The organism is Blautia sp. Sow4_E7 (assembly GCF_052116245.1).
Classification (GTDB): domain Bacteria; phylum Bacillota; class Clostridia; order Lachnospirales; family Lachnospiraceae; genus Blautia_A.
In genome coordinates, this window is record NZ_JBQKLL010000003.1 from 14,289 (window position 1) to 37,575 (window position 23,287).

The following is a 23,287-nucleotide window of genomic DNA, read 5'->3' on the forward strand; positions in this document are numbered from 1 at the left end:
CAACTCGTTCCCTTCATTTTTCCCATCTATACTCTTTCTCTGCAAAACGAGAAAAAGATAACTTAAAAAATACTTCCTAAGTTCACAGCCTTCGGGTACACTTTCTTCATTTCTTCCCATTCCACAATGAATCTATCCGCTACTGGGTAACAGAGTTTTCCTGCAATTGTGGAAGCATCAATTCTATCGAACACTTCAATGTAAATAGTTTTAGCCCCCATCAGCTTACCAATCCAAAAAAAAGGAATTGCAGGTGCAGCTCCAGAGCTGATAATAAGATCTGGCTTCTCCTTAGGCAGGATTTTCAGTGCTCTCCATGTATTTATGAGAAGGGCTTTGATAGAACGGTTTGAAGGATAATAGACGGAGTACATCTTTTCTCCTTTGAGTAAGGACCGTGCATCCTCTTTATCAAAGGTCACCCAGAATCTATCCTTATCCTGCCAGAAAGGCTTCAACATATATAAATGTGTGAGATGCCCGCCAGATGAACCGACTAGACACACCTTTAATTTCTTCTCTGCCATCTTTACTCTCCTCCTCGGTTTACTTTTCTTCCTCTACTTCAAAACCCATTTGCCTCACATCTCTCTATCCTTTAATACTTCTCCAGCTCCCTTCGGAGTGGTTTGGTAGGTGATAGGTGTTGTGCTTGAGTTGTTTATTCAAAACTCTTCCGGATATAATCCTTCTTTGACCAATCTCTCAATACTCTCTCTAACAGCCGGACCATCTTCCTTATAGGTCATGCCGTACCAGGTATCATTGCTCTTAAGCACCTTCACATCTATTGCCTTCTTCTCAAGCAATTCTCCAATATAAGTCGGAATCAGAAATTCTCCCTGACCACCATTCTCAAAGAACTCTACAAAGCCTTTTTCAAGCAAATCCATGAACTCTGGTCTCAACCCCCACATATTCATGGAAACTAAACTTTCCATATCCAGTTCTGTGTCCTTGCTGATTCCCTTTGTTTCAACAACTTCTTTGAGCCAGCCATCTTCCTCAACACAAATGCCTCTGGTAACAGTACCGTTATCGGATAATGTATTCTTAAGAACAAACCCTGCCATGCAGCAGTCTCCACCGTTCTTCAAATATTCAGCCAGCTTCACAAATCCTTCTTTACCGTAGTAATCGTCAGCATTGATAACTACAAACGGCTCATGCCTTATTCCTTCATATATAATTATTTATTTCATTTTATTATAAAGCCAATCACATTGAACCATCTTTCTTCACAACCACCATCACAGTCTTAAAGAGTATCTTAATATCCAATCCAATATTCCAGTTCTCAATATACTCTTTATCTAATCTCACAACTTCTTCAAAGTCCGTAATGTCACTTCTTCCACTAACCTGCCACATCCCAGTAATTCCAGGTTTAATTGCAAGTCGAGCTTTATGATGCGGTTCATACAAATTCGTCTCCGAAATCAGCGGTGGCCTTGTCCCCACAATGGACATGTCCCCCTTCAGCACATTAAAAAACTGTGGGAACTCATCCAGACTCGTCCGTCTAATAAAGTTGCCAACTCCGGTCTTATATGTCCCATCCGGCAGCACCTTATTTCCAATTACTCGAGGATCAAAGTCCATCTTGAACATTTTTCCGTCGCCCAGCTTATTTTCTTTCATGAGCTCGGCTTTTCGCTCTTCGGCGTCCATGTACATGCTGCGGAATTTGTACATTTTGAATTTCTTTCCGTTCTTGCCTACGCGCTCCTGAGAGAAGAAGATCGGACCGGGGGAGGCGAGGTAGATTGCGGGGCCTACGAAGAGGGTAATGATTCCGGTGAAAATGCAGCCTACCAGACCGCCGCAGATGTCCATGAGACGTTTCAGGAACAACTGGCCGAAGGAGGCGTAGTTCAGGCTTGTGGTGAGGACGGTGTAGTTGCCGACTTTTTCCACAAACTGTCTTTTGCCGGTTTTGTTGGTGATCTTGGCAAGGTTCAGGTGGACGGTTACGCCGGTTTCCGTGAGCTTGTCGATCAGGTCGTTGGGATATGGAAGGTGCTCGGATACCACTACCAGCACTTCGTCGATCCACTCCTGGCAGACGTACATGGAAACGTCGCTTTCATTTGCCACAACAGGGACGCCGCAGATTTCCTGGCCAACACAGTCGTCGTCGATCACGACTACTCCGGCGATGGAGTATCTGGCGTAGTTGTTCTCCTGCATGCTGCGGACCACTTTGGCAGCTTTGTCTTTGGAGGTGACGATGAGAAGCTTCTTGTCGCCGCCGTTTTCCATTTTTTTATGTAAGGAATTTTTCCAGATTTCACGAATGACGTAGGAAAGGATCAGATAAATGATCACGGTGGTGATCAGGATCATTCTGGAAAAACTCTGGCCTTCCTGGATCATGAACAGATAGATGATTGCCAGCACGCCTACGATGATGGATTGTTTCAGGGTGGCTACAAATTCTTTATAGTGGCCTCGTTTCAGCACGCTTTTCATAGTGCCTGCTGTGAAGATCACTACCAGATCTGCCAGACCGAGAAATACCGCCATGTTCCGGTACAAAATGTCACTGTACAGATTCATTCCTTTCCCGCGCAGCGCGTATGCCAGAATAAATGCCAGCTGCAGGCAAAGCAGATCCAGCACAATAAAGTCTGCATGTTTTAACCAGCCTTCTGAGTCCTTTCGATACATATTTTCCTTTTTCCCTCCCAAGCAATTCTTTGCAATTTCAGTGATTCCTCTCGTGTCTGGAATCACCATGGTAAAATTCCGTCTTATTGTTAGATTTATAACTTATCTAAAATTATATATTCCCGCTAACGCGCTCTAACAGAATTTTCAAAACCTGTTCGTTTCCAGAAATCACCTTTTCCCGTAATTTCCGTCGTCACGTTAGCAGTTCCTAACATACAATTCTTTCCTATTTTGACAAATTTCATCATTCCAGTCTTCTTAATAAGATAGCACCCTCTTCATTTAGTGTCAACCCCCCCGGCTTTCTTTCCGGGGGTTCTGAGGAAGTTTGGTGATTTTACCCACTTAATTTGTCTTTTTTCAAGTTTTTTCCACTACTTTTTCATGAAGTGTTTGATAAACAGGTACATGAGGATCACCAGGGCACCAAAATAGCCCAAAACTCCCAGTGCTGGGATGCCAAACATTTTCGGTGTCATATCAGTAGTGCAGATGATGCTGGAGCTGATCAGAAGTGCCATGACCCACAGGCCAAGGACGATGTTCCGGATCAGACGGCGCATCAGCCATGCCAGGTCGTCGGAGGCGTGGAGATCCAGGTTGATCTTTGTCTGGCCTTTCATGCAGCCCTGGAGAAAATCTGCTGCCAGGGCGGGAATGTCTACGGCGCGGAGCATGGAACGGTACAACTTTTTGCCGGTGCCTTTCATCTGTTTTTTCCAGTTGCCATCTTCCAGAAGGGTGCCTTTCAAACGGGCGGCTGCGATCTGGACCATGTTGATATCCGGGCTGATGTCGGCAAGTACCCCTTCCATATGTGTCAGGCCACGTGCAAGCATGGTGAGACCGTGGGGCATGACGATCTTGTTCTCTTTCATCACATCCATCAGGTCGGTGAGGATCTCTACGATATCGATTTCGCCCATGTCTGCGGTGCCGTATTTCGCCATAAGGTCGCGGATGTCTGTGTAAAGACGGCTCTGGTCTGGTTTTCCCTTAAATTCTCCAAGTGCGAGAACGGCGTCTTGGATTTTCCCAATGTCGTTCAGGGCCACGCCTTCGATGGCCTGGCCGATCAGTTCACGGTCGTGGTCATTCAGACGGCCCATCATTCCCATGTCGATCCAGACGATCTTGCCGCCCTGGATCATCACATTTCCAGGATGGGGATCTGCGTGGAAAAAGCCGTCGTCCATCACCTGTTTGATGAAGTTGTCTACGAATTTACTGCCGATCTCGTCCAGGTCGTAGCCTCCGGCCAGGAGGGTCTCTTTGTCATCGATGGGGATGCCGTCGATGTATTCCATGACCAGCACGTTGGCGGTGGTGTATTCCCGGTAAAGGATGGGCGTTTTTACAAATGCCACGTTTTTGTTTTTGCGGGAAAATTCCTCCATATTAGCGGCTTCGGTGAGGAAGTTCATCTCTTCCTGGGTGACCCGCCAAAGCTCTTCCAGCACAAGGTTCAGGTCTACGGCTTCCTTAATGCTTACCGGTGGAAGGAGTTTCACCGCTTTTTTCATAAGGCCAATGTCCCGGGCCATGACTTCGTAGATGCCCTTTCGCTGAACCTTCACCACTACTTCTTCGCCGGTTTTCAGGACGGCGCGGTGGACCTGGGCGATGGAGGCTGAGCCAAGGGGCTTCTGCCTAATTTCCTGGAATTCTTCCTGCCAGGGGCAGCCGAAGGCTTCCTGGAGGACTTCTTCTACTTCGGAAAATGGCATGGGTGGGACGTCTGAGCAAAGCTTCATCAGCTCGTCGCAGTAGCGCTTGGGCAAAATGTCGGAGCGCAGGGACATGATCTGGCCTAATTTGATAAAGGTGGGGCCAAGGTCGGTGAGGATCAGGCGGAGCTTCTCCGGGGACACGCCACGGGTGATGGCGTGTTTATGGAGGACGGCGGTGATTTCCTTCAACCTTTCCTTATATGTGCCGGTGTCTTTGCCATTTGATTTCTTGCTGCCTGCGTAATCTTTTTCTCTTCTATCTGTCTCGCCCATGTCTGTTCCCCTTACTACAAAGGCAGGATTCGGGTTCTTTCCAATAATATTTCTTTTTCCCGAAAATGTTATTGCTTATTCCTGTGGATCTGCCTCGTATTCTTCTTTGGCTTCCTCGGCTTCTTCCTCTTCTTCGGCGGCTTCTGCTTCTGTGGCTTCTGGCTCAGCCGGTGCTTCTTCCTCTGGATCTACATCCTTCTCCTGCATTTTGGTGATCTGCTCTTTCAGGGCGGCAAGCTGGTCTGGAGTCATTTTGCCAAGGATGTCCTTCAGTTCGTCCGGGTTGGATGGCTTCAGGGTTACGTTTACGTTCTTCTTCACGCTCTCTTTGATATTGTGCTTCAGTTCCTGGTTCAGGACCTTGCCCTGTTCTACGGTGAGCTCACCTTTCTTTACCAGTTCATCCAGAACCTCTTTGGATTTCTCTGCGGTCACTGCTGCGGTGCCGATTCCTGCAAGTAAAATTTTTTTGATGCCTTCTCCAAGTTCCATAGTGTGTGCTCCTTTCTTTATAGGACTCCCAGAAATGCCAGGCCTTTGGGTACGAAAATGATCAGTCCGGCGATGGCTGCCATGATGGCGGCGATCAGGACGGCTCCGGCGGCGGTGTCTTTGGCGATCTTCGCCAGGGGCTTGTACTCGCTGGTTACCAGGTCTACCACAGATTCTACGGCGGTGTTCACCAGCTCCAGTGCCATTACCAGTCCGAAAAGGCCAAGACAGATGCACCATTCCACTGGGGAAAGCTTCAGGATGATGCCTGCGATCACTACCAGGACTGCCATGACACAGTGGATCTTCATGTTCCGTTCCTTGCGGATGCAGGTGAAAATTCCTTCAAATGCGTATCCGAAACTTTTCGTAATTGGTGGTTTCTTGGGTGCTGTCATTTCGTACACTTCCTGTCTGTTAGTTTGGGGATAGTATAGCATATTTTGTGATAAATTACTAGAAATTTAGATATTTTTTACAATTTTCTCATTATTCCTGTACGAATTGCTAAAAGGGCAAGCCTTAAGTGGACTTACCCTTACATGCAGCTTCTAAATATCCAGTTTACTAAAATCGATTACAAAATCTCATAGATTCCTGTTTTCACGAGAGATCGTTATAACTTTATGCCTTTCTGCCTTTCTTTTAGCTTCTCCATAACCGTAGGATAACGCTTATAATCCGTATGCGGCAAGGCCTGGGCGGCTACCATTAGTTCCAGGAAGTCTTCTACTTCGGCGAACTGGATGTAGACCATTTCTTCCAGGATCTGGTCGATGTCGTTAAGGAGGCTTCGATTGAGTAAAAGCTTCTGGGCGCCTTCCAGGGAAGAATTTCCGGCGTTGATGATGTGGGCGCGGTCCATGTCGGGGTACATGCCGATGGTGATGGCCGATTCTTTTGATACGTGTTTGCCAAAGGCTCCGGCTACGTAGAAGCGGTCGGCCTGGTTTAGGTCAAGGCCGGATTCGCGGAGCATGATTTCTACCATGGTGTGGGCAGCGGATTTGGTACGGATGAATTCGTCGATGTCTTTCTGGTAGAAGTACAGGCCTGGGGCGTATTCTACACAGAGCTGGTTATCCTGCTGCTGAATGAGAAGACTTTTTTCCGGGGAAAGTTTGCCGCGGATGTCGATCCAGCCTTCTAAGAAGAGCTCGGCGATCAGGTCGATGATACCGGAACCGCAGATTCCCTGGGGTGTGACCTCCACATTTTCAGTAGATTTTTTTGCTATCTCTTTAATGCTATCTTGAAATCCTTCTTTTCCACACATAATCTGGTATTTTTCTTCTGGTCTTCCGATTACATGTACCAAAATATTCCCATCTCTTATCTTCACTTCATCCACAGCCCCTACATCTGCCCGCATGCCAGTGCGTACCACACCTCCCTCCAGCGCTGGACCTGCTGCGCCTGCGCCGCAGAGAAGAAATTCTTTATTTCCGATCACCAGCTCGCCGTTGGTTCCGATGTCGAAGAAGACGCTGATCTCGTCTTTTTTGTATAATTCGGTGTCAATCATGCCGCTGATGATATCGCCGCCAAGGTAGTTAGACTTAGAGGGATAGCAATAGACATAGCCTTTCAGCGGAATGTCAAGGTCACGTGCCAGCTGAAAACCGGGGCAGTCGGCGTGGACTGCGTGTGGGGTGTAGAAGACGCAGAAGGCGTCCATTCCCAGAAGGAAGTGGATCATGGTGGTGTTGCCTGCGACTACCATGGAGAGTGCGGAGTAGCTTGTGTCCAGCTTTTCCATACATTCACTAATAGATTCCACCGTAGCCCGCCGCACTTCTTCCAGCTTTTCCTTATTATCTTTACAATAAAAGATCCTGGACAGAATGTCTGTCCCCCACTGGATCTGCTTATTAAAGCAGCTGACTTCCTCCAAAATCTCGCCACTGTTACAGTCCAGGAGTCTTGCCACCACAGTGGTACTTCCAAGATCCACCGCCAGCCCGTAATGCTGCGCGGTGGTATCCCCTTCCTCTATCTCTATCAACTCCCAGTTTTCCCCATTCCAGACAAGGGAAACCGTTATTTTCCACTTTGCGTTATCAAGTAAGGGGTATAACTGCCGCAAAATGTGGACAGGTATATGAATCCGCTCTTCCATACCGGCTTCCGCCAGGCTATCCAGGATCCGCTGCTGGTCTGAGCGGGGATCGTCTTCGGTTGGGAGAGGGAGTTCGAGATATATTTTTTGGCTGAGACCGTTCATCATATTTCAGCTCCTTATTTTTACTTATTTTGAGTATATTTATATATTTTATGCCTTTTTTAGATATTTTTCATTGACGTAATTAGAATTATTCTATATAATAAATATATATATTTTAAATTTAATATATTTTCCCGAGCAGTTGGGGGGCGTGCAGATTGCAGGAATGATTTTTCAAACAGGCTCTGGAATTCGCCATACATAAGAAATAGCCGTTCTGGGCCCGCAAAGTTCGAGGACGACTATTCATAAGTCCATTACCGCACTAGCAGGAGCGGGTAGAAAGCATCTACCTACCAGCTGTTCTGGTGAGTATATTATATCTATTCTATATGATTTTGTCAATCAATAATAGAAAATGGAGGGATTTTTATCATAACTTTTGGAAAAAGACTTATGCAGCTGCGTAAAGAACATGGTTATCGCAATCGCGACGCTTTCGCTGCCGAGCTTGGCATTCCTGCCAACACTTTACGAAATTACGAAATGGACATTCGGGAACCAGGCTTTCCATTCCTTATAAAGATGTCGCAGTTTTTTCATGTCTCTACGGATTACCTGTTAGGGTTAACAGAAGAAAGAGCGACTACAGCTGTCGATGTTCAATCCATCTCCGAACAGCAGCTTATCGAGAAATATCGGCTTCTCGACTGCACAGGAAAAGAACTTGTAGATTACACAATTGCCATTGAATTAAAGCGAACCACCTTATTGGAAAATCAAAAAAAACGTATTCTCCATTATGAGCAGACATTTAATTCCTTAAAGCAGTCATAATCGTTTTTTGCATTTTCCATATACTTCTACAGCCAACAGTGGACTATCTCTGCATTTTCTCTGGCTACGTCAAAACTCCCCGCCAGCTTCCTGACGGGGAGTTTCTTTATTTCTGCAATCTTTATTTCGCAACAAAGTTCACGATCTTATTCGGTACATAAATCTCTTTTACAAGAGTCTTGCCTTCCAGGAAGGAAGCGACTCTTTCGTCCTTCTTAGCCAGCTCAAGAGCTTCCTCTTTTGCACAGCCGTTCGGGATTACGATGGTTCCGCGGACTTTTCCGTTGACCTGGACACCGATCTCTACGGATGCCTCTACGGTCTTGCTCTCTTCGTACTCTGGCCACTGGGAAAGGGAAAGTAAGCCTTCTCCGCCGATGGTCTCCCAGATTTCCTCGCAAAGGTGAGGAGCAAATGGGCAAAGGAGCTTGATGAAGATCACAAGGTCATCCTTGCTGATCTTGCCAACTGCGTAGATGTCGTTGATAAGAGTCATCAGGCAGGCAATTGCAGTGTTGAACTTCATAGCCTCGATATCGGAGGATACTTTCTTGATTGCCTTGTGAATCTTAACTTCCATATCCTTAGCTGCCGGCTCGTCTGTCATGATGTCGGTCAGTCCTGCAACTCTCTCAAGGAAACGCTTGCAGCCTCTTACAGAGCTGTCATTCCACGGAGCAGCTGCGCCGTAGTCACCCATGAAGAGAACGTAGGTACGAAGTGCATCTGCACCGTACTCATTTACAATATCCAGCGGGTCAACAACGTTGCCCTTGGATTTACTCATCTTATCACCGTCTGAACCAAGGATCATACCCTGTGCAGAACGTTTCGCATATGGCTCCGGAGTATTGACGATTCCCATGTCATACAGGAAATGATGCCAGAATCTGGAGTAGATCATATGTCTGGTTACGTGCTCCATACCGCCGTTGTACCAGTCAACCGGCATCCAGTATTCCATCTTCTTGCGGTCTGCAAGAGCCTCTGTATTGTGCGGATCCACATAACGAAGGAAATACCAGGAAGATCCTGCCCACTGTGGCATGGTATCGGTCTCTCTCTTGGCATCGCCGCCGCACTTCGGGCATTTGCAGTTTACGAAGGAATCGATCTTTGCAAGTGGAGACTGTCCGTCCTCACCTGGCTGGAAGTCTTTGATCTTCGGCAGACGAAGTGGAAGCTCCTCATAAGGAACTGCTACATCACCGCACTTCGGACAATGAACGATCGGGATTGGCTCGCCCCAGTATCTCTGGCGGTTAAATGCCCAGTCTTTCATCTTGTACTGGACACCAGCTTTACCAATGCCTTTCTTCTCAAGTTCCTCAAGCATGCGCTTGATGGAATCTTTCTTATTTGTATAGCCGTTCAGGAAATCGGAGTTGATCATCTCGCCGTCGCCTGTGTAGGCTTCTTTCTCGATGTCGCCGCCCTTGATAACCTGGATAATGTCAATGCCAAACTTCTTCGCGAAGTCATAGTCTCTCTGGTCATGTGCAGGTACTGCCATGATCGCGCCAGTACCATATCCCATCATTACATAGTCTGCAATGTAGATCGGGATCTTCTTGCCGTTTACAGGGTTCACGCCCTCAAGGCCCTGGATGCATACACCAGTTTTCTCTTTTACAAGCTGGGTTCTCTCGAACTCAGTCTTCTTCGCACACTCATCACGGTAAGCCTTGATCTCGTCCATGTTGGTGATGCGGTCAGCATATTTGTCGATCAGCGGATGCTCTGGTGCGATAACCATGAAGGTAACACCGAACAGGGTATCTGGTCTGGTGGTGTAGATCTGCAGAGTCTCGTCGATTCCGTCAACTGTGAAGTTTACGAAAGCACCTGTGGATTTACCGATCCAGTTTACCTGCTGCTGTTTGATATTTGCCGGATAGTCAACGTCGTTGAGTCCCTCAAGAAGCTTGTCTGCGTACTGGGTGATTCTTAAGTACCAAACGTCCTTGGACTTCTGGATAACGTCGCTGTGGCAGATATCACATTTACCGCCCTGGCTGTCCTCGTTGGAAAGAACGACCTTACAGGATGGGCAATAGTTAACTAATGTTTTATCACGGAAAACAAGTCCGTTCTCAAACATTTTCAGGAAAATCCACTGTGTCCATTTATAGAAGTCTTCCTGTGTGGTATCGATCACACGGCTCCAGTCAAAGGAGAATCCAACGCTCTTCAGCTGGTTGGTGAATTTCGCAATGTTCTGGTCTGTGATCTCACGGGGATGTGTGTTTGTCTTGATGGCATAGTTCTCAGTCGGAAGTCCGAATGCGTCGAATCCGATTGGGAACAGTACGTTGTATCCCTGCATTCTTCTCTTTCTGGAAAGTACCTCGATACTGGAGTATGCCTTGATATGGCCAACGTGCATTCCGGCACCGCTTGGGTACGGGAACTCTACAAGGCCATAGAATTTCGGTTTATCACTTCCGTCAACAGCTTTAAATGCCTGCTGCTCTTCCCATTTTTTCTGCCATTTCGGCTCGATTTTCTTAAAATTGTGTTTCATTATGGTTCCTCCACATTTATTGTACCTATCAACAAAATAACCTTCTGCCAATCTACCTATTCATCACGCAGATCCAGCGCGTTATTTTGCAAAAATCCTTTTATCATTCTAATCCAACAGAGTGGTTTTGTCAACGAGAAACCGCCTCTATTGCGGCCTGAAGCTGATTATCTTCCTCGTGGGTAATGTCCGACTTATTCAAAAGGCTGGCATCCAGTTTCACTTCTACGTCTGGGGTAATTCCCACTTTATGAATATCATTGCCCTTGGGGGTAAAATATTTCGCCGTAGTCAGCTTCACCGCACTTCCATCGGAGAGCTGGCGGATGCTCTGGACGATTCCTTTTCCATAGGTGGTAGTTCCCACAATAGTTCCAATCTCGTAATCCTTCACTGCTCCGGCAAAAATCTCCGAAGCGCTGGCGCTGTTCTCATTGACCAGCACGGCCAGCGGAATGTCAATAGGGGTATCACCGTCGCAATTCATCTCCTGTTTTTCCCCGTATTTGTCCTCGGTATACACGATCAGTCCTTCGGGCAAAATCTGGCGGAGTACATCACACACGGAGGAAAGCACGCCGCCCGGGTTGTCACGAAGATCCACGATCAGCTTCTCCATGCCTTTCGCCTGAAGATCCTGGTAGGCATTCTCAAACTGCTGGGGTGTGACCATGGTAAACTCGGTAATCTTCAAATATCCAATAGAATCTTCCAGCATTTCATAGGAAACAGTAGGCAGCTCCACATCACTTAAGGTAACTGTGATCTCTTCCGGCTCATCTGCATCCTGATGATACACCGTCAGAACAGATGTGCCGTCCTCTTTTTCCCGGATCATCTTGGAAACGTCGGAAGGTGTCATTGATGTTACATCCGTTCCATTTACGGCTGTGATCACATCATTTTTCTTCACACCAGCCAGGTCTGCCGGGCCGCCCTCATAGCATTCCACCACCAGGATTCCACCGTCCGTATTCTGGGTGATGCTTACGCCGATGCCGGAATAGGATCCTTCGGTATCCCGGGTCTCTTCCTCGTATTCCTCTTCTGTGTAGTATCTGGAATAGGGGTCGCCCAGGCCGTAAAGAAGGCCGGTATAAATTCCTTCTTTCAGGGAATCCTCATCTACCTCTTCCAGATAGTTCTGATCTATAATGTCTTCCAGATACTTGATCTTCTGGGTAACTGCCACATCCGACAGCACGTTGCTTCCTGCCCGGCCGGCTTTCTGGAGGCAAACGTAGCCTCCGCCCAGTGCCAGGGAGGCACAAAGCACACCAGTTATGGCTCCTTTTATAAATTGTTTATCTGCCATTTATAGTTCTCCTCATTATACAAGATCCATCCAATTACCAGCTCGCCGGAGCGTTGCACCAACTTGCGTGGAATATCATTTGCCCTAATGCGTCCGTCTTGAATACACCCTTTATCTCTTTTTACACAAAAGGACCGCCAGATCTCTCCAGCAGCCCCCATATTCTTTCTTATATATTCTCTGGCGGAATGCGAATAACCGCCCTTATTGTAAAACAGATTTCTCACACCTTCAAGTGTTTTCTTGTGGTAATGAAGCTTCCCACAAGACCGATTCCAATTCCCAGTGCCAGTGCCACCGGAACCAGCGTCTGGTAGATCTGTCCAACTGGAATAAAATCCACAACGCCCATAAGTACGCTGAACTTGGTATACACATAGGTTACCACGTTGTTATAGCAAAAATACAGGATGATCAGCGGAATTCCTGCACCGATCAGTCCCAGGATCATACCTTCCAGAAGGAACGGCGCACGTACAAAGGCGTCTGTAGCACCGATATATTTCATAATTCCGATCTCGTCCTTACGAACGGTAATACCAACAGAAATGGTATTGCTGATCAGGAAAATGGCGATCAGCAGCAGGATCACGATCACTGCAACAGATACATAGGAAACAATACGGTTAATGGATCCCAGAGTCTTGGCAGCCTGCTCAGACTGGTTGACCTCACGTACATTGTCCAGAGTCTTGATATAAGCAACCAGCTCGGACTGTTTCTCAATGTTGTTCATGTATACACGGTAGTTGGAAGAGTTGGCCAGAGGGTTGTCATCCTTGAAACCGTCTGCTGCCTCGGAATCATCTCCGAAATATTCCTGCTTCATCTTCTCCCAGGCTTCATCCCCGGACTCAAACTCGATCTTGGAAACCTCCGGGCGCTGCTTGATCAGTTCTCCAACTGCATCCATCTGCTCCTGTGTGGTTCCTTCATTAAAAAGAACGGTGATAGGCACATCTTCCTCAACCTTGTGTGCCAGTGTATTTACGTTATTTACAATGGAAAAGAAAATTCCGAAAAGAAAAATACATGCTGCCATCGTAATAATAGAAGCAATGGAAAACATGAAATTTCTCTTGATGTTCTTGATACCCTGCTTCAGAGTATACCAGATGGTACTAGGCCTCATAATATTCTCCTTCTTTCTCGTCGCTGATGATCACTCCATTGTGCATGGTCAGTACACGCTTCTTCATGGAATTGACGATCTCTTTATTGTGGGTTACTACCAGAACGGTGGTGCCGCGCTCGTTGATCTCCTCAAGGAGCTTCATGATCTCCTCGGAGGTCTTCGGGTCAAGGTTACCGGTAGGCTCATCTGCAAGAAGGATGTCCGGGCGGTTTACAATAGCTCTGGCAAGGGCAACTCTCTGCTGCTCGCCGCCTGACAGCTCGTCCGGATAGGCTTTATATTTCCCGGCAAGTCCAACCTCCTGAAGTACTTCCGGAACCCGCTTGCGGATAACTCTGGTAGGACGGTTTACCACACGCTGGGCAAAAGCCACGTTCTCATATACATCCCGGTCTTTCAAAAGACGGAAGTCCTGGAACACGACGCCAAGCTTACGGCGGTATTTGGCAACACGGCGGTGCTTCATTCCCTCAAGCTTCTCGCCGCTTACAATAATCTTGCCGGATGTGGAATCCAGTTCCTTCAGAAGCAGCTTGATCAGCGTGGATTTACCGGAGCCGCTGTTTCCTACTATAAATACGAATTCACCTTTATCTACATGGAGATTGGCGTGATTCACTGCCGGCAGTCCTGGTCCATAGGACTTGCTCACATCTATCAGATCAATCATGATATCCTCCTTAGATTTTCATGTAAAAATTTAATTCAGCAGTTTGCTTAATTTTTATGTAACATTATTGTAATATATGTCTGGCGAAAATGCAACCTTATTTTTCTACAAGCTTTATTCCCCAAAACACCTCGCGGAACATTGCCTGTGAACAATAACCATTTTCAAACAGTAATTTATTATAACAGAGAAAGCTAAGAACGCAAGGGATTTCACAAAGGAAACACAAAGTAAGACCAGGAATCTTTTCCAAATAACCGGTCTGAAGTTTCCACACAGAAAAAAACATGCCTACCACAAACAAATGCAGCAGGCACAGAAGTCACAGATATGAAAATTAATACTCCAGAGTCTCCATATACTTCATATATCTTACAACCATCAGCGCGATCTTGAATGTGATGGCATCCTCGAATACGCGGAGGTCAAGTCCGGTGCTCTTCTGGAGCTTGTCCAGACGATATACCAGTGTATTACGGTGAATGTAAAGCTGTCTGGAGGTCTCGGATACATTCAGGCTGTTCTCGAAGAACTTGTCGATGGTGACCAGAGTCTCCTCGTCGAAGTCATCCGGGGACTTGCCGCCGAAAATCTCCTTAATAAACATCTTGCACAGCGGGATTGGAAGCTGATAGATCAGACGGCCGATTCCAAGGGAGCTGTACGCGATCACGTCCTTCTCAGGGGAGAAGATCTTGCCTACATCAAGGGCCATTCTGGCTTCCTTGTAGGAACGGGAAACTTCCTTCAGCTCGCTTACGATGGTTCCGTATGCAATATGTGTATTATTCTCTTTCTCAAGGCCTAAGGTATCCAGGATGGTCTGGGCAAGCTTGTCCATCTCTTCGTATCCCTCGTTCTCCTCAAGCTCCTTGACAATGATAATGCTCTTCTCATCAACAGCTGTGATAAAGTCCTTGCTCTTGCCGCCGAAAAGACTCTTCACGCTCTCCATAGAGCTACGCTCTCTCTCCTGTTCAAGTTCCAGGATCATAACCACGCGGCGGACATCAGCCTCAATATGAAGCTTCTTCGCACGATTGTAAATATCAACCAGAAGCAGGTTATCAAGAAGCAGATTCTTAATGAAGCTGTCCTTGTCAAAACGCTCCTTATAAGCCACGATCAGGCTCTGGATCTGGAAAGCAGCAAGCTTACCGACCATATAAGTATCTTCATCTTCTCCGTGGGCAACCAGAATATATTCCAGCTGATAATCATCACAGACCTTGAAATACTGGTAACCTTTCACAAGCTGGCTGGCAGCCTGGGATTCCACGAATGCCTGAACATCCTGTGGCTGAATCTCAAATTCACTGTCGGTGGACGCTAAGGTCTTGCCATCTGTATCAATGATGCAAAACTCCGTCCTAGATATCTCCTTGAGCCCCTCAAGTGTATTCTGCAGTACCTGATTTGATATCATTACCCTTCCATCCCTTCTTGTAAAATTTATGTGTGACCGAATAAAGCATTGCTCTGTTCGCAGCAATTGCCACCTTCATGCGCCCCATATCTTCTGCGTATGGCATTCATAAAAACGCTTCGCGTAATCTTTGCTGTGAACCAAATAATAAATCGGTCTTTCATTGCTGTCCATATGTGCCAAAAATCAATGTCTTCTATCTGTAATATTGCACAAAGTACTGGACAACTCTAGGAAAATCTACTGATTCAAAAAATCCATGAACCTATTTTAATACAAAATCACCAAAAAAGGAAGAGGAAAGTAGAAAAAATTTACAAATTTCCAGTAATTTTTTTCTACTTTTTCTATATTGCCTGCATTTCAAGCCATACTTCGCACTTATTTCTCCGCATATTTAGGCGTTTGCATCTTGTTTCTGTATAGTTTTCCGTTGGTGACTGTTCAGTACCTTCACAATTACACGCGGAATACTCCCTTCTGAATCGTTACTTTCTTCTACTTGCGCTCGATAAATCCCTCTCCAAGAACTTCCCGCACATCGGACACGATCACAAAAGCATCCGGATCAATATCGTCCACCAGCTCTTTTAAGGCTACGATTTCTTTACGTCCCACTACGCAGTAAAGCAGCAGCTTGTTCTGGTCGGAGTACATTCCTTTGCCGTGGATTCCAGTGACACCGCGGTCCAGCTTGTCCATGATCTCTCTGGAAATCTCTTGGGGCTTGCTGGTGATGATATAGGCCTGCTTGGAAAACTTCAGACCTTCGATCATGCTGTCAGAAACTTTTGTGACGAGGAAAACAGCGATGATGGCATACAATGCTTTCTGCACACCAAACACATACATACCTACCAGCACAATGGCGCCGTCAATAAACTGCATGATCTGTGCAATGGAATAGTGGCGGAGTTTCCGCTGGAGCAGCGCCGCCATCATATCGGTGCCGCCTGTGGTTCCTCTTCCCAGGAACACAAGACCGATTCCCACTCCCTGGATCACGCCGCCGTAAACAGCAGCCAGCAGAAGGTCGTTTCCTGCAATGTCAAAAGTGGGCAGCACAGCCAGCCAGAAGGACAGACAGACCTCTCCTACCAGAGCCTTTTTTACAAACTGAAATCCCCCGATCTTCATTCCGATCAGGAAAAGTGGGATGTTCAGGCTTAAGTTGGTGATCCACAGGGGAATACCTCCCGGGATCACGCCTTCTGTCCATTCTTTTACCAGAATTGCAATACCGGAAAAGCCTCCGGTTACCATACCGGTCATATCGAAGACACTGTTGACAGCAGTTGCCATAAGGGCTGTGCCAACAAGGATCATCAGGTAGTCCAGGTAGGCAGCTTTTTTGTTATTTTGAAACATGGGTTACCTCCTTCGTATTTTCATATCCTATTAAATATTCAGTCACTCACAGTTACGGGCTAAAATGCATTCCACAGCAAATTCAAAAATAATACACTAATCTTACTATTGCATCAAACCGCAAGAAAGAAATTCTAACGTTGATATCATCTGTTTTAGTACCTTTTCATCTACTCGTCATCTTCCAACTGCTTCGTAAGATACCTGCCTACGATTTTTGAAAATCCCGTAATATTTCGAATATAGGCGAAATCTTTTCCAAATATCTTCTTCTCTGTCGCCAGATCTTTCTCTTCCCCAGCAAAAACGCCCAGCACGCTCACGCCCTGGCTGCGCAGCTTCCGGATCTGGGCGGCGGTATCGGTAATGGCGTACTTTCCGTGGTAAGGTGCCGGGTTCTTGGCATTGGGGCGATTGACGATCACGTCATAGGGACGGCCATCACTGAGAATGATCAGGATCTTCTTCTCCTCTTCCCTCTTCAAAAGCCCGTAGCCTGCTGCCCGGATAGCCAGTCCGTCACGGTTGTTGGATGAAGTTACATAATTAAAGATATTTTCATTTGCGCTTCTTGGATCATCGTACTCCCGGAAACGGTGGAGAATGGTGTAGTCCCAGAAGGTACAATAGCTCATTACTCTGTGGGGCAGCTCTGCGTTACTCAGCGCCTCGCTGATGATGTAAGCCTGCAGCGCCACCTCTCCCTGACGGCTCATCTGGGAACCGCTGGCATCGATCAGCACATCCACCACAAAATCCGAAGAATCCCCTTTCAGTTCCCGTTTAAAAACCTGCGCTTCACTGCTTCTTCCCAGCCTCCAAAGCCTGGAAGGAACGATCACACCTCTATCTGAAAGAATTTCCTGGCTTTCACTTTTGATGATCAGGGACTTCTTCAGCATCTCCGTGAGAAGGGCGATGTTTCGCTTCACAATACGGTGCTTGTCATGATAAAGCCAGATATTCTTATTTTTCAACCTTTTGGCATATTCATACTGGTAATTTCGTTTTACCGGACTTTTCAGGATCCCTTCCGTAAAATAAAGGCTGCAGTCGCTGTGAATGTCCCGGCACATCAGCTGGTTCATCCGCTTCTCTTCCATCTCGTTCAGGTAGGTTCTGCCGAAATTCAGCTCCACGTAGGTATGGGCTTTCTCCAGAGCTTCCGGAGGAAGAACGGTGATCTTCTGTTTGGTTTGGCGTTCCTCTTCCATTTCCCTGGTAACGTCTGCATTCTCCATACCTGCCACATTGGAGGTCAACTGCTCCATGTAGCTCTCCAGTGCGTCCTCGTACATCTCTTCGGAAAGATAATCCTGCCAGTCGAATTCGGTCAGGTCTTCCATTGTGACGGCAAGCACCTGTTCTAAGGTCGCCTTCCTGGGAAAATCTGGGGAGGCGACTTCATTATATACCGTATCTATGAGGCGAATAAGGGACATGGTGTCCTGGATTTCGGATGCACTGGCAATTAAGTTAATATAGTGATAGATTCCTTTATTTTTTTCTGTTTTAGCATCTATTTTTGTGATATTTGTTATTACATCATTTGTTGTGCCACTATTTTTTCCAATATCAGGTAATACTTTCTTCACAGCAACGCAATTTTCATTCTGACTGATAGAAACAACTTTAGGAAATTCAATATTGGTACTATTCGAATTATTCTGCTTCTTTAATTCTAAATTCTGCCCTCGGTCAATTCTCCCTCTCAGCAGGTTCACTCTCAGATACCCCAGCTTATCCGCTGCCGACGGCATAACCTCATATTCCTGATCCAGAATGTCCTCGCAGGCTTTCCTCTGCATTTCCCAGATTCCAGGGCGCTGTTCGCAGATTCTGTCTCCAATGGCTTCCTCTATACAAAGCTGTGAAACAAAAGTAAGTGCCGTCTCGTCTGCACCCATAAAGATCTTCTTCACCAGATACATTCCAAGAAAATCCTTGTCGAAAAACTTCGCCAGCGCTCCCTGCTTGATTCCATCATACAGGGCAATATCCTTGGATCTCAGAAATAAGGAAACATCCGGCTTCATCTGCTGGGTGTAGTCACCGCTGATGGTCCAGAGCAGATTCCGGATACGGTTTTCCAGTTCCAGCTGATAATCCTGGAGGCTTAGTTCTTGACAGTCATCCTCTCCTTTCTGAATTTTTTCTCTTTCTTTCGTAGCAGTCACTTCCGTAAAAAAACTTTCTGTTCCCTTATTGCTCGCTGCGTTTATGATTTTTTCTTTTCCAGCAGATGATCCCTTCAAAAATTCCTCCGCATCTTCAAGATCAACCATTTTTGCAGAAAGCTTTAAAGATTCGTTATCTTTATTCTCCATAAACATCTTCCCGTGTCCATCCCTGTGGAATTCTGGTGCGCACAACATCCTCCACGATCTCTTTTTCAAACACATCAAATGTTTTATTTACAATTCCCATGCGCACTGCCTGCCAGGGGGAAAGTCCTGTGCGCACGATCTTCATTGCGGCAAGCAGTCCACGAAGATCAAGCGGCTTGGTGGAAATCTCGCTGTTCATGGACTTCTGTTGCAGATCCAGAAATACACCAATAAACTGCTCAACAGCTTCTTTTTTCGCATCCGGAAACATCCGATTGAAGATAAATCCCAGTGTCTCCTCATTCTGTGCCGGCATGTCGATCACAAGGAAACGGGACACCAGCGCCTCATTCAGCTCCTTGGTTCCGGCATATCCGTAATTCATCGTGCCAATAAATCTTGCTGCCGGATGAAGATCGATCTTGTCATATCCTGGCACATCAATGGAGCGGCGGTAATCTAAGGTAGCGTGAAGTACAGATACTGCATCATTTTTTGCCATATTGATCTCATCCAGAATACCGAAACCGCCCTCTTCCGCGCACTGGTAAATACTTCCTTTTCGCAGCTTCACCTGATTATCCACAAAGGTGTCAGTTCCGATCAGGTCACCACTGTTTGTGTTCACATGGAAAGACACGTTATACACTGGTCTTCCAAAAATATAAGCCAGGTTCTCAGCCAGCACATTCTTACCTGTGGCTTTCGGTCCAGCCAGAAGCAGATTCTCCTGCTCCAATACTGCTGCCATCGCCATCTCCAGGGTTTCTTTTCCATAGAAGGGCAGCGCCGGTTTTATCAGCCTGTGCTTCGCTTCATCTGAAACACCAAACTCACGTCTGAAATCTTCAGCAGCCTTAATAAGCGCCCCATTGACACCCTGTTCCTCTAAAAAATCAAATTCACTCATTTATTTTTCCAACCTTCGTTCATTTTAAACTTTATGCCAATTTTCTACTCACTTTAAGCCCGTCTCAAGAGGTTTGCAGGCATTACACCAACCTGTTGGGAACAATGACTGTGAAATCACATCCGTATTGCACCTTCCCCGCTTTACCCCTTTAGTAGAAAAGAGGACTGCGGCTGCAGTCCTCCTGATCACTTTACGGCTCAAATACCAGATCTCCATAGGATGGCATTGGCCACATTTCTTTATCCACTAACATTTCCAGTTCATCAACCGGCTCCCTTAATTTCTCCATAGACGGAACCAATTTCTCTCTGCAGAACACTGCTCTGTCACGTCCTTCCGGATGGGATTCAACCTGACCTACCAGCTTGCTCAGCTTATTCATGGCACTGTTCACTTCCTTCAGAAGCTTGCTTGCCTTTTTCAACAGATCCATCTGTACACTCACATCGATGGGACCAACAGCCTTCACCTGATTGATGGACTCTGCCAGGACGGTGGTATACCGGATCACTGCCGGAATAATCTGCTTGGTAGCCATGTCGATCATGGTCTTTGCTTCAATATTAATTGCCTTTGCATAAATCTCATACTGGATCTCTGCCCTGGACTCCAGCTCTGTCTTCGTAAATACTCCAAACCCGCCAAACAGCTCCACTGCCTTGTCTGTCGTCAGCGCCGGAATGGCATCTACCATAGAAGGCAGGATTGGAAGTCCACGGCGGCGGGCCTCTTTTTCCCATTCGGGAGCGTAGCCGTTTCCATTAAATACAATTCGCTGGTGCTCAGTGGCATATTTCTTGATCAGGTCATGTACGGCAAGATCAAAGTCCTCTGCCTTCTCCAGCACATCGCAGGCCTCTTTAAAAGCCTCTGCCGTGATGGTATTCAGCACCACATTGCATGCGGAAATGGAATCCTTGGAACCTACCATACGGAACTCGAACTTATTGCCGGTAAAAGCAAAGGGTGATGTACGGTTACGGTCTGTAGCATCCTTCATGAAATCCGGAAGTGTCTTAACGCCTGTGGCCAGCTTCTCGCCAGTCTTGCTTCTCGTAGCAGTACCGGTGCTGATCAGCTGCTCCAGTACATCCTCCAGCTGCTCTCCCAGGAATACGGAAATCACTGCTGGCGGAGCCTCATGGCCGCCAAGACGCTGGTCGTTTCCAACATCTGCTGCGGACTCACGAAGAAGGTCTGCATGCTTGTCAACGGCTTTCAGAATACAGGTGAGCACCAGAAGGAACTGAATGTTCTCATGTGGTGTCTTGCCCGGATCCAGAAGATTGATCCCGTCATCTGTGGTCAGGGACCAGTTATTATGCTTACCAGAACCATTGAGCCCTGCAAAAGGTTTCTCATGAAGCAGGCAGCGCATACCGTGACGGCTTGCCACTTTTTTCAGAATACGCATCATGATCTGGTTGTGATCAGCTGCAATGTTAACCGGTGCATAAATCGGCGCAAGCTCATGCTGTGCCGGTGCAACCTCATTGTGCTGTGTCTTGGCCGTTACGCCCAGCTTCCAGCACTCTTCATTTACTTCCTTCATATATGCGGAAACTCTCTGACGGATGGTTCCGAAATAATGGTCATCCATCTCCTGTCCCTTAGGAGGCATAGCACCAAAAAGGGTACGTCCGGTATAAACCAGATCCTTTCTCTGCATATATTTCTCTTTATCCACAAGGAAATACTCCTGCTCAGCACCGACAGACGGTGTCACGCGCTTAGAAGTACTATTTCCAAAAAGTCTGAGAAGTCGTAATGCCTGTGTATTGATGGCTTCCATAGAACGAAGGAGCGGTGTTTTCTGATCCAGTGCCTCTCCTGTGTAGGAACAAAAAGCAGTTGGGATACATAAGGTTCCGCCTGCTGCATCATGTCTTACAAATGCTGGTGAGGTACAATCCCATGTTGTATAGCCTCTTGCCTCAAATGTGGCACGAAGTCCGCCAGACGGGAAAGAAGATGCGTCCGGCTCTCCTTTGATCAGCTCTTTACCGGAAAAGCTCTGCAGAACCTTTCCATTCTCCATAGGTGCGGTGATAAATGCGTCGTGTTTCTCTGCTGTCACGCCTGTAAGCGGCTGAAACCAGTGACTGTAATGGGTTGCCCCTTTCTCAATAGCCCATTCCTTCATCTCGTGGGCAACCACATCCGCAATCTCCATGGAAAGCTCCTTGCCCTCTTCGATGGTCTTCTTCAGCTCTTTGTAGACTTTCTTCGGCAGACGTTCCTGCATGACGGAATCATTGAACACATCACATCCAAATAATTCCTTCACATTAACATAATCTCCCATTTTTCCTCTCCTCTCGTTCATCACACACATTACTGGTTTTATTTCTATATTATTTTTTCATAACAATATTACCATTTTACAGGTTCTGGACACTTATTTTGTGCTTTTCAGATAAAGATTCAGTGCCTGCTGCAGGTTCTCAATCTCAACTGTCTTCGGGCTTCCGCCGTATTCACCATCCAGAGTCCATGCAACTTCTTCCTCTGATTCAAAGGAAAGCTTCCGCGCCTTGAAAGAATAGATCAGGTCCGTATTGTCTTCCATATTAAGCAGATTTCGGACGATCTCCTGCATTTCCAGAGGATTCTTCGGCTGCACGATCAGAGTGACTTCAAAAAGACCGTCGTTCATATCCACATCCTTAGTCAGATTCTTAAATCCGCCTACAGATCTGGAATTGGTGATCATACCGTAAATAAAATTATCCTCGATCACGCCGCTCTCTGTTGTCACTTTCATGTGGTATGCTTTGATATCCAGAAGTCTCTTGGCGCCCTCCAGCACATAGGCCAGATGTCCCAGAATGTTCTTCAGATCCTGGCTTGTCTCATAGGACACGTCAGTAAAAAGACCAAATGCAGCTACATAGGCAAAGGTCTGCTGATTAAACTTGCCAATGTCACAGCGGTACACCTGCTCCTGCATGATCATGGAAGCAGCATCCAGCATGTTCTTTGGCATAAAAAGGCTGTTTGCAAAGTCATTGGTGCTTCCTGCAGGTATGTAGCCTACCGGAACCTTGCTTCCTATTTCTGTGATGCCAGTAACCACCTCGTCCAGGGTACCGTCACCGCCGCTGCAGACGATCAGGTCAACCTTGTCTGCATATAATTTTACCTGTTCATAAGCATCTCTCGGGGCCTGAGTTGCGCGGATGATCACTTCATAGCCGCCTTTATTAAAGATATCTACTATATCCATCAGAGATGTTTTGATCTTGCCTTTCCCTGCTTTGGGATTAAAAATAAATACCAGTTTTTTCTCCAACTTCATTCCTCTTTTTCATTACCATTTTTATTTTACACATAAAATTGATTCACATATGATACTATAAAAAAAAGAGGGCAAAATGTCAACGCTTTTGCCCTCTTTTATAGTCTTTTTAGAATTAAAACAGGCTAAATTTTTTTGGTCT

General features: G+C 46.5%; 18 protein-coding genes. 1 reads left to right on the forward strand and 17 read right to left on the reverse strand.

What is annotated here, in order from left to right; genetic code table 11:
• Nucleotides 1-62: 62 nt before the first annotated feature.
• The 7 genes from pssD to ACTQ50_RS02825 form a co-directional block, all read right to left on the reverse strand.
• Entirely contained in the window at nucleotides 63-527 is a 465-nt protein-coding gene (gene pssD, locus ACTQ50_RS02795; RefSeq protein WP_441482884.1) for a PssD/Cps14F family polysaccharide biosynthesis glycosyltransferase, read from the reverse strand.
• Between the two features lie 138 nt (nucleotides 528-665).
• Nucleotides 666-1,115: a hypothetical protein gene (locus ACTQ50_RS02800; protein ID WP_441482885.1), complete on the reverse strand. Its 450-nt coding sequence runs from the start codon at nucleotides 1,113-1,115 to the stop codon at nucleotides 666-668.
• A gap of 103 nt (nucleotides 1,116-1,218) precedes the next feature.
• A complete protein-coding gene (locus ACTQ50_RS02805; RefSeq protein WP_441482886.1) occupies nucleotides 1,219-2,670 on the reverse strand; it encodes a sugar transferase in 1,452 nt (483 codons plus the stop codon).
• Nucleotides 2,671-3,047: 377 nt separating this feature from the next.
• Nucleotides 3,048-4,676, reverse strand: coding sequence for an ABC1 kinase family protein (locus tag ACTQ50_RS02810; RefSeq protein WP_441482887.1), 1,629 nt, complete (start codon nucleotides 4,674-4,676; stop codon nucleotides 3,048-3,050).
• Nucleotides 4,677-4,751: 75 nt separating this feature from the next.
• Nucleotides 4,752-5,168, reverse strand: coding sequence for a phasin family protein (locus ACTQ50_RS02815; protein ID WP_441482888.1), 417 nt, complete (start codon nucleotides 5,166-5,168; stop codon nucleotides 4,752-4,754).
• A gap of 17 nt (nucleotides 5,169-5,185) precedes the next feature.
• Nucleotides 5,186-5,566, reverse strand: a complete 381-nt coding sequence (locus ACTQ50_RS02820) for a diacylglycerol kinase family protein (RefSeq protein WP_441482889.1) — start codon at nucleotides 5,564-5,566, stop codon at nucleotides 5,186-5,188.
• Between the two features lie 218 nt (nucleotides 5,567-5,784).
• A complete protein-coding gene (locus tag ACTQ50_RS02825; protein ID WP_441482890.1) occupies nucleotides 5,785-7,395 on the reverse strand; it encodes an ASKHA domain-containing protein in 1,611 nt (536 codons plus the stop codon).
• A gap of 393 nt (nucleotides 7,396-7,788) precedes the next feature.
• Between ACTQ50_RS02825 and ACTQ50_RS02830 the strand changes: the two genes are divergently transcribed.
• The gene (locus tag ACTQ50_RS02830) at nucleotides 7,789-8,169 is read left to right on the forward strand and encodes a helix-turn-helix domain-containing protein (RefSeq protein WP_441482891.1); all 381 of its coding nucleotides are present in this window, start codon (nucleotides 7,789-7,791) and stop codon (nucleotides 8,167-8,169) included.
• Nucleotides 8,170-8,290: 121 nt separating this feature from the next.
• Here the strand turns inward: ACTQ50_RS02830 and leuS are convergent, their stop codons facing one another.
• From leuS to ACTQ50_RS02880, 10 genes are all read right to left on the reverse strand, one after another.
• A complete protein-coding gene (leuS, locus tag ACTQ50_RS02835) occupies nucleotides 8,291-10,693 on the reverse strand; it encodes a leucine--tRNA ligase (protein WP_441482892.1) in 2,403 nt (800 codons plus the stop codon).
• A 130-nt stretch (nucleotides 10,694-10,823) separates the two neighbouring features.
• On the reverse strand, nucleotides 10,824-12,008 hold the full coding sequence (locus tag ACTQ50_RS02840; RefSeq protein ID WP_441482893.1) for a S41 family peptidase: 1,185 nt from the start codon (nucleotides 12,006-12,008) through the stop codon (nucleotides 10,824-10,826).
• A gap of 223 nt (nucleotides 12,009-12,231) precedes the next feature.
• On the reverse strand, nucleotides 12,232-13,140 hold the full coding sequence (ftsX, locus tag ACTQ50_RS02845) for a permease-like cell division protein FtsX (RefSeq protein WP_441482894.1): 909 nt from the start codon (nucleotides 13,138-13,140) through the stop codon (nucleotides 12,232-12,234).
• Entirely contained in the window at nucleotides 13,130-13,813 is a 684-nt protein-coding gene (gene ftsE, locus ACTQ50_RS02850; RefSeq protein ID WP_226820926.1) for a cell division ATP-binding protein FtsE, read from the reverse strand. The genes ftsX and ftsE overlap by 11 nt, the downstream gene beginning before the upstream one ends.
• Nucleotides 13,814-14,150: 337 nt before the next feature.
• A complete protein-coding gene (locus ACTQ50_RS02855) occupies nucleotides 14,151-15,239 on the reverse strand; it encodes a PucR family transcriptional regulator (RefSeq protein ID WP_441482895.1) in 1,089 nt (362 codons plus the stop codon).
• 498 nt (nucleotides 15,240-15,737) lie between these two features.
• A complete protein-coding gene (locus ACTQ50_RS02860; protein WP_441482896.1) occupies nucleotides 15,738-16,607 on the reverse strand; it encodes a YitT family protein in 870 nt (289 codons plus the stop codon).
• A gap of 170 nt (nucleotides 16,608-16,777) precedes the next feature.
• On the reverse strand, nucleotides 16,778-18,934 hold the full coding sequence (locus tag ACTQ50_RS02865) for a cobaltochelatase CobT-related protein (protein WP_441482897.1): 2,157 nt from the start codon (nucleotides 18,932-18,934) through the stop codon (nucleotides 16,778-16,780).
• The gene (locus ACTQ50_RS02870) at nucleotides 18,924-19,844 is read right to left on the reverse strand and encodes an AAA family ATPase (protein ID WP_226820917.1); all 921 of its coding nucleotides are present in this window, start codon (nucleotides 19,842-19,844) and stop codon (nucleotides 18,924-18,926) included. The genes ACTQ50_RS02865 and ACTQ50_RS02870 overlap by 11 nt, the downstream gene beginning before the upstream one ends.
• 193 nt (nucleotides 19,845-20,037) lie before the next feature.
• The gene (locus ACTQ50_RS02875) at nucleotides 20,038-22,152 is read right to left on the reverse strand and encodes a glutamine synthetase III family protein (protein WP_441482898.1); all 2,115 of its coding nucleotides are present in this window, start codon (nucleotides 22,150-22,152) and stop codon (nucleotides 20,038-20,040) included.
• Between the two features lie 93 nt (nucleotides 22,153-22,245).
• On the reverse strand, nucleotides 22,246-23,145 hold the full coding sequence (locus tag ACTQ50_RS02880; protein ID WP_441482899.1) for a diacylglycerol/lipid kinase family protein: 900 nt from the start codon (nucleotides 23,143-23,145) through the stop codon (nucleotides 22,246-22,248).
• Nucleotides 23,146-23,287 lie beyond the last annotated feature (142 nt).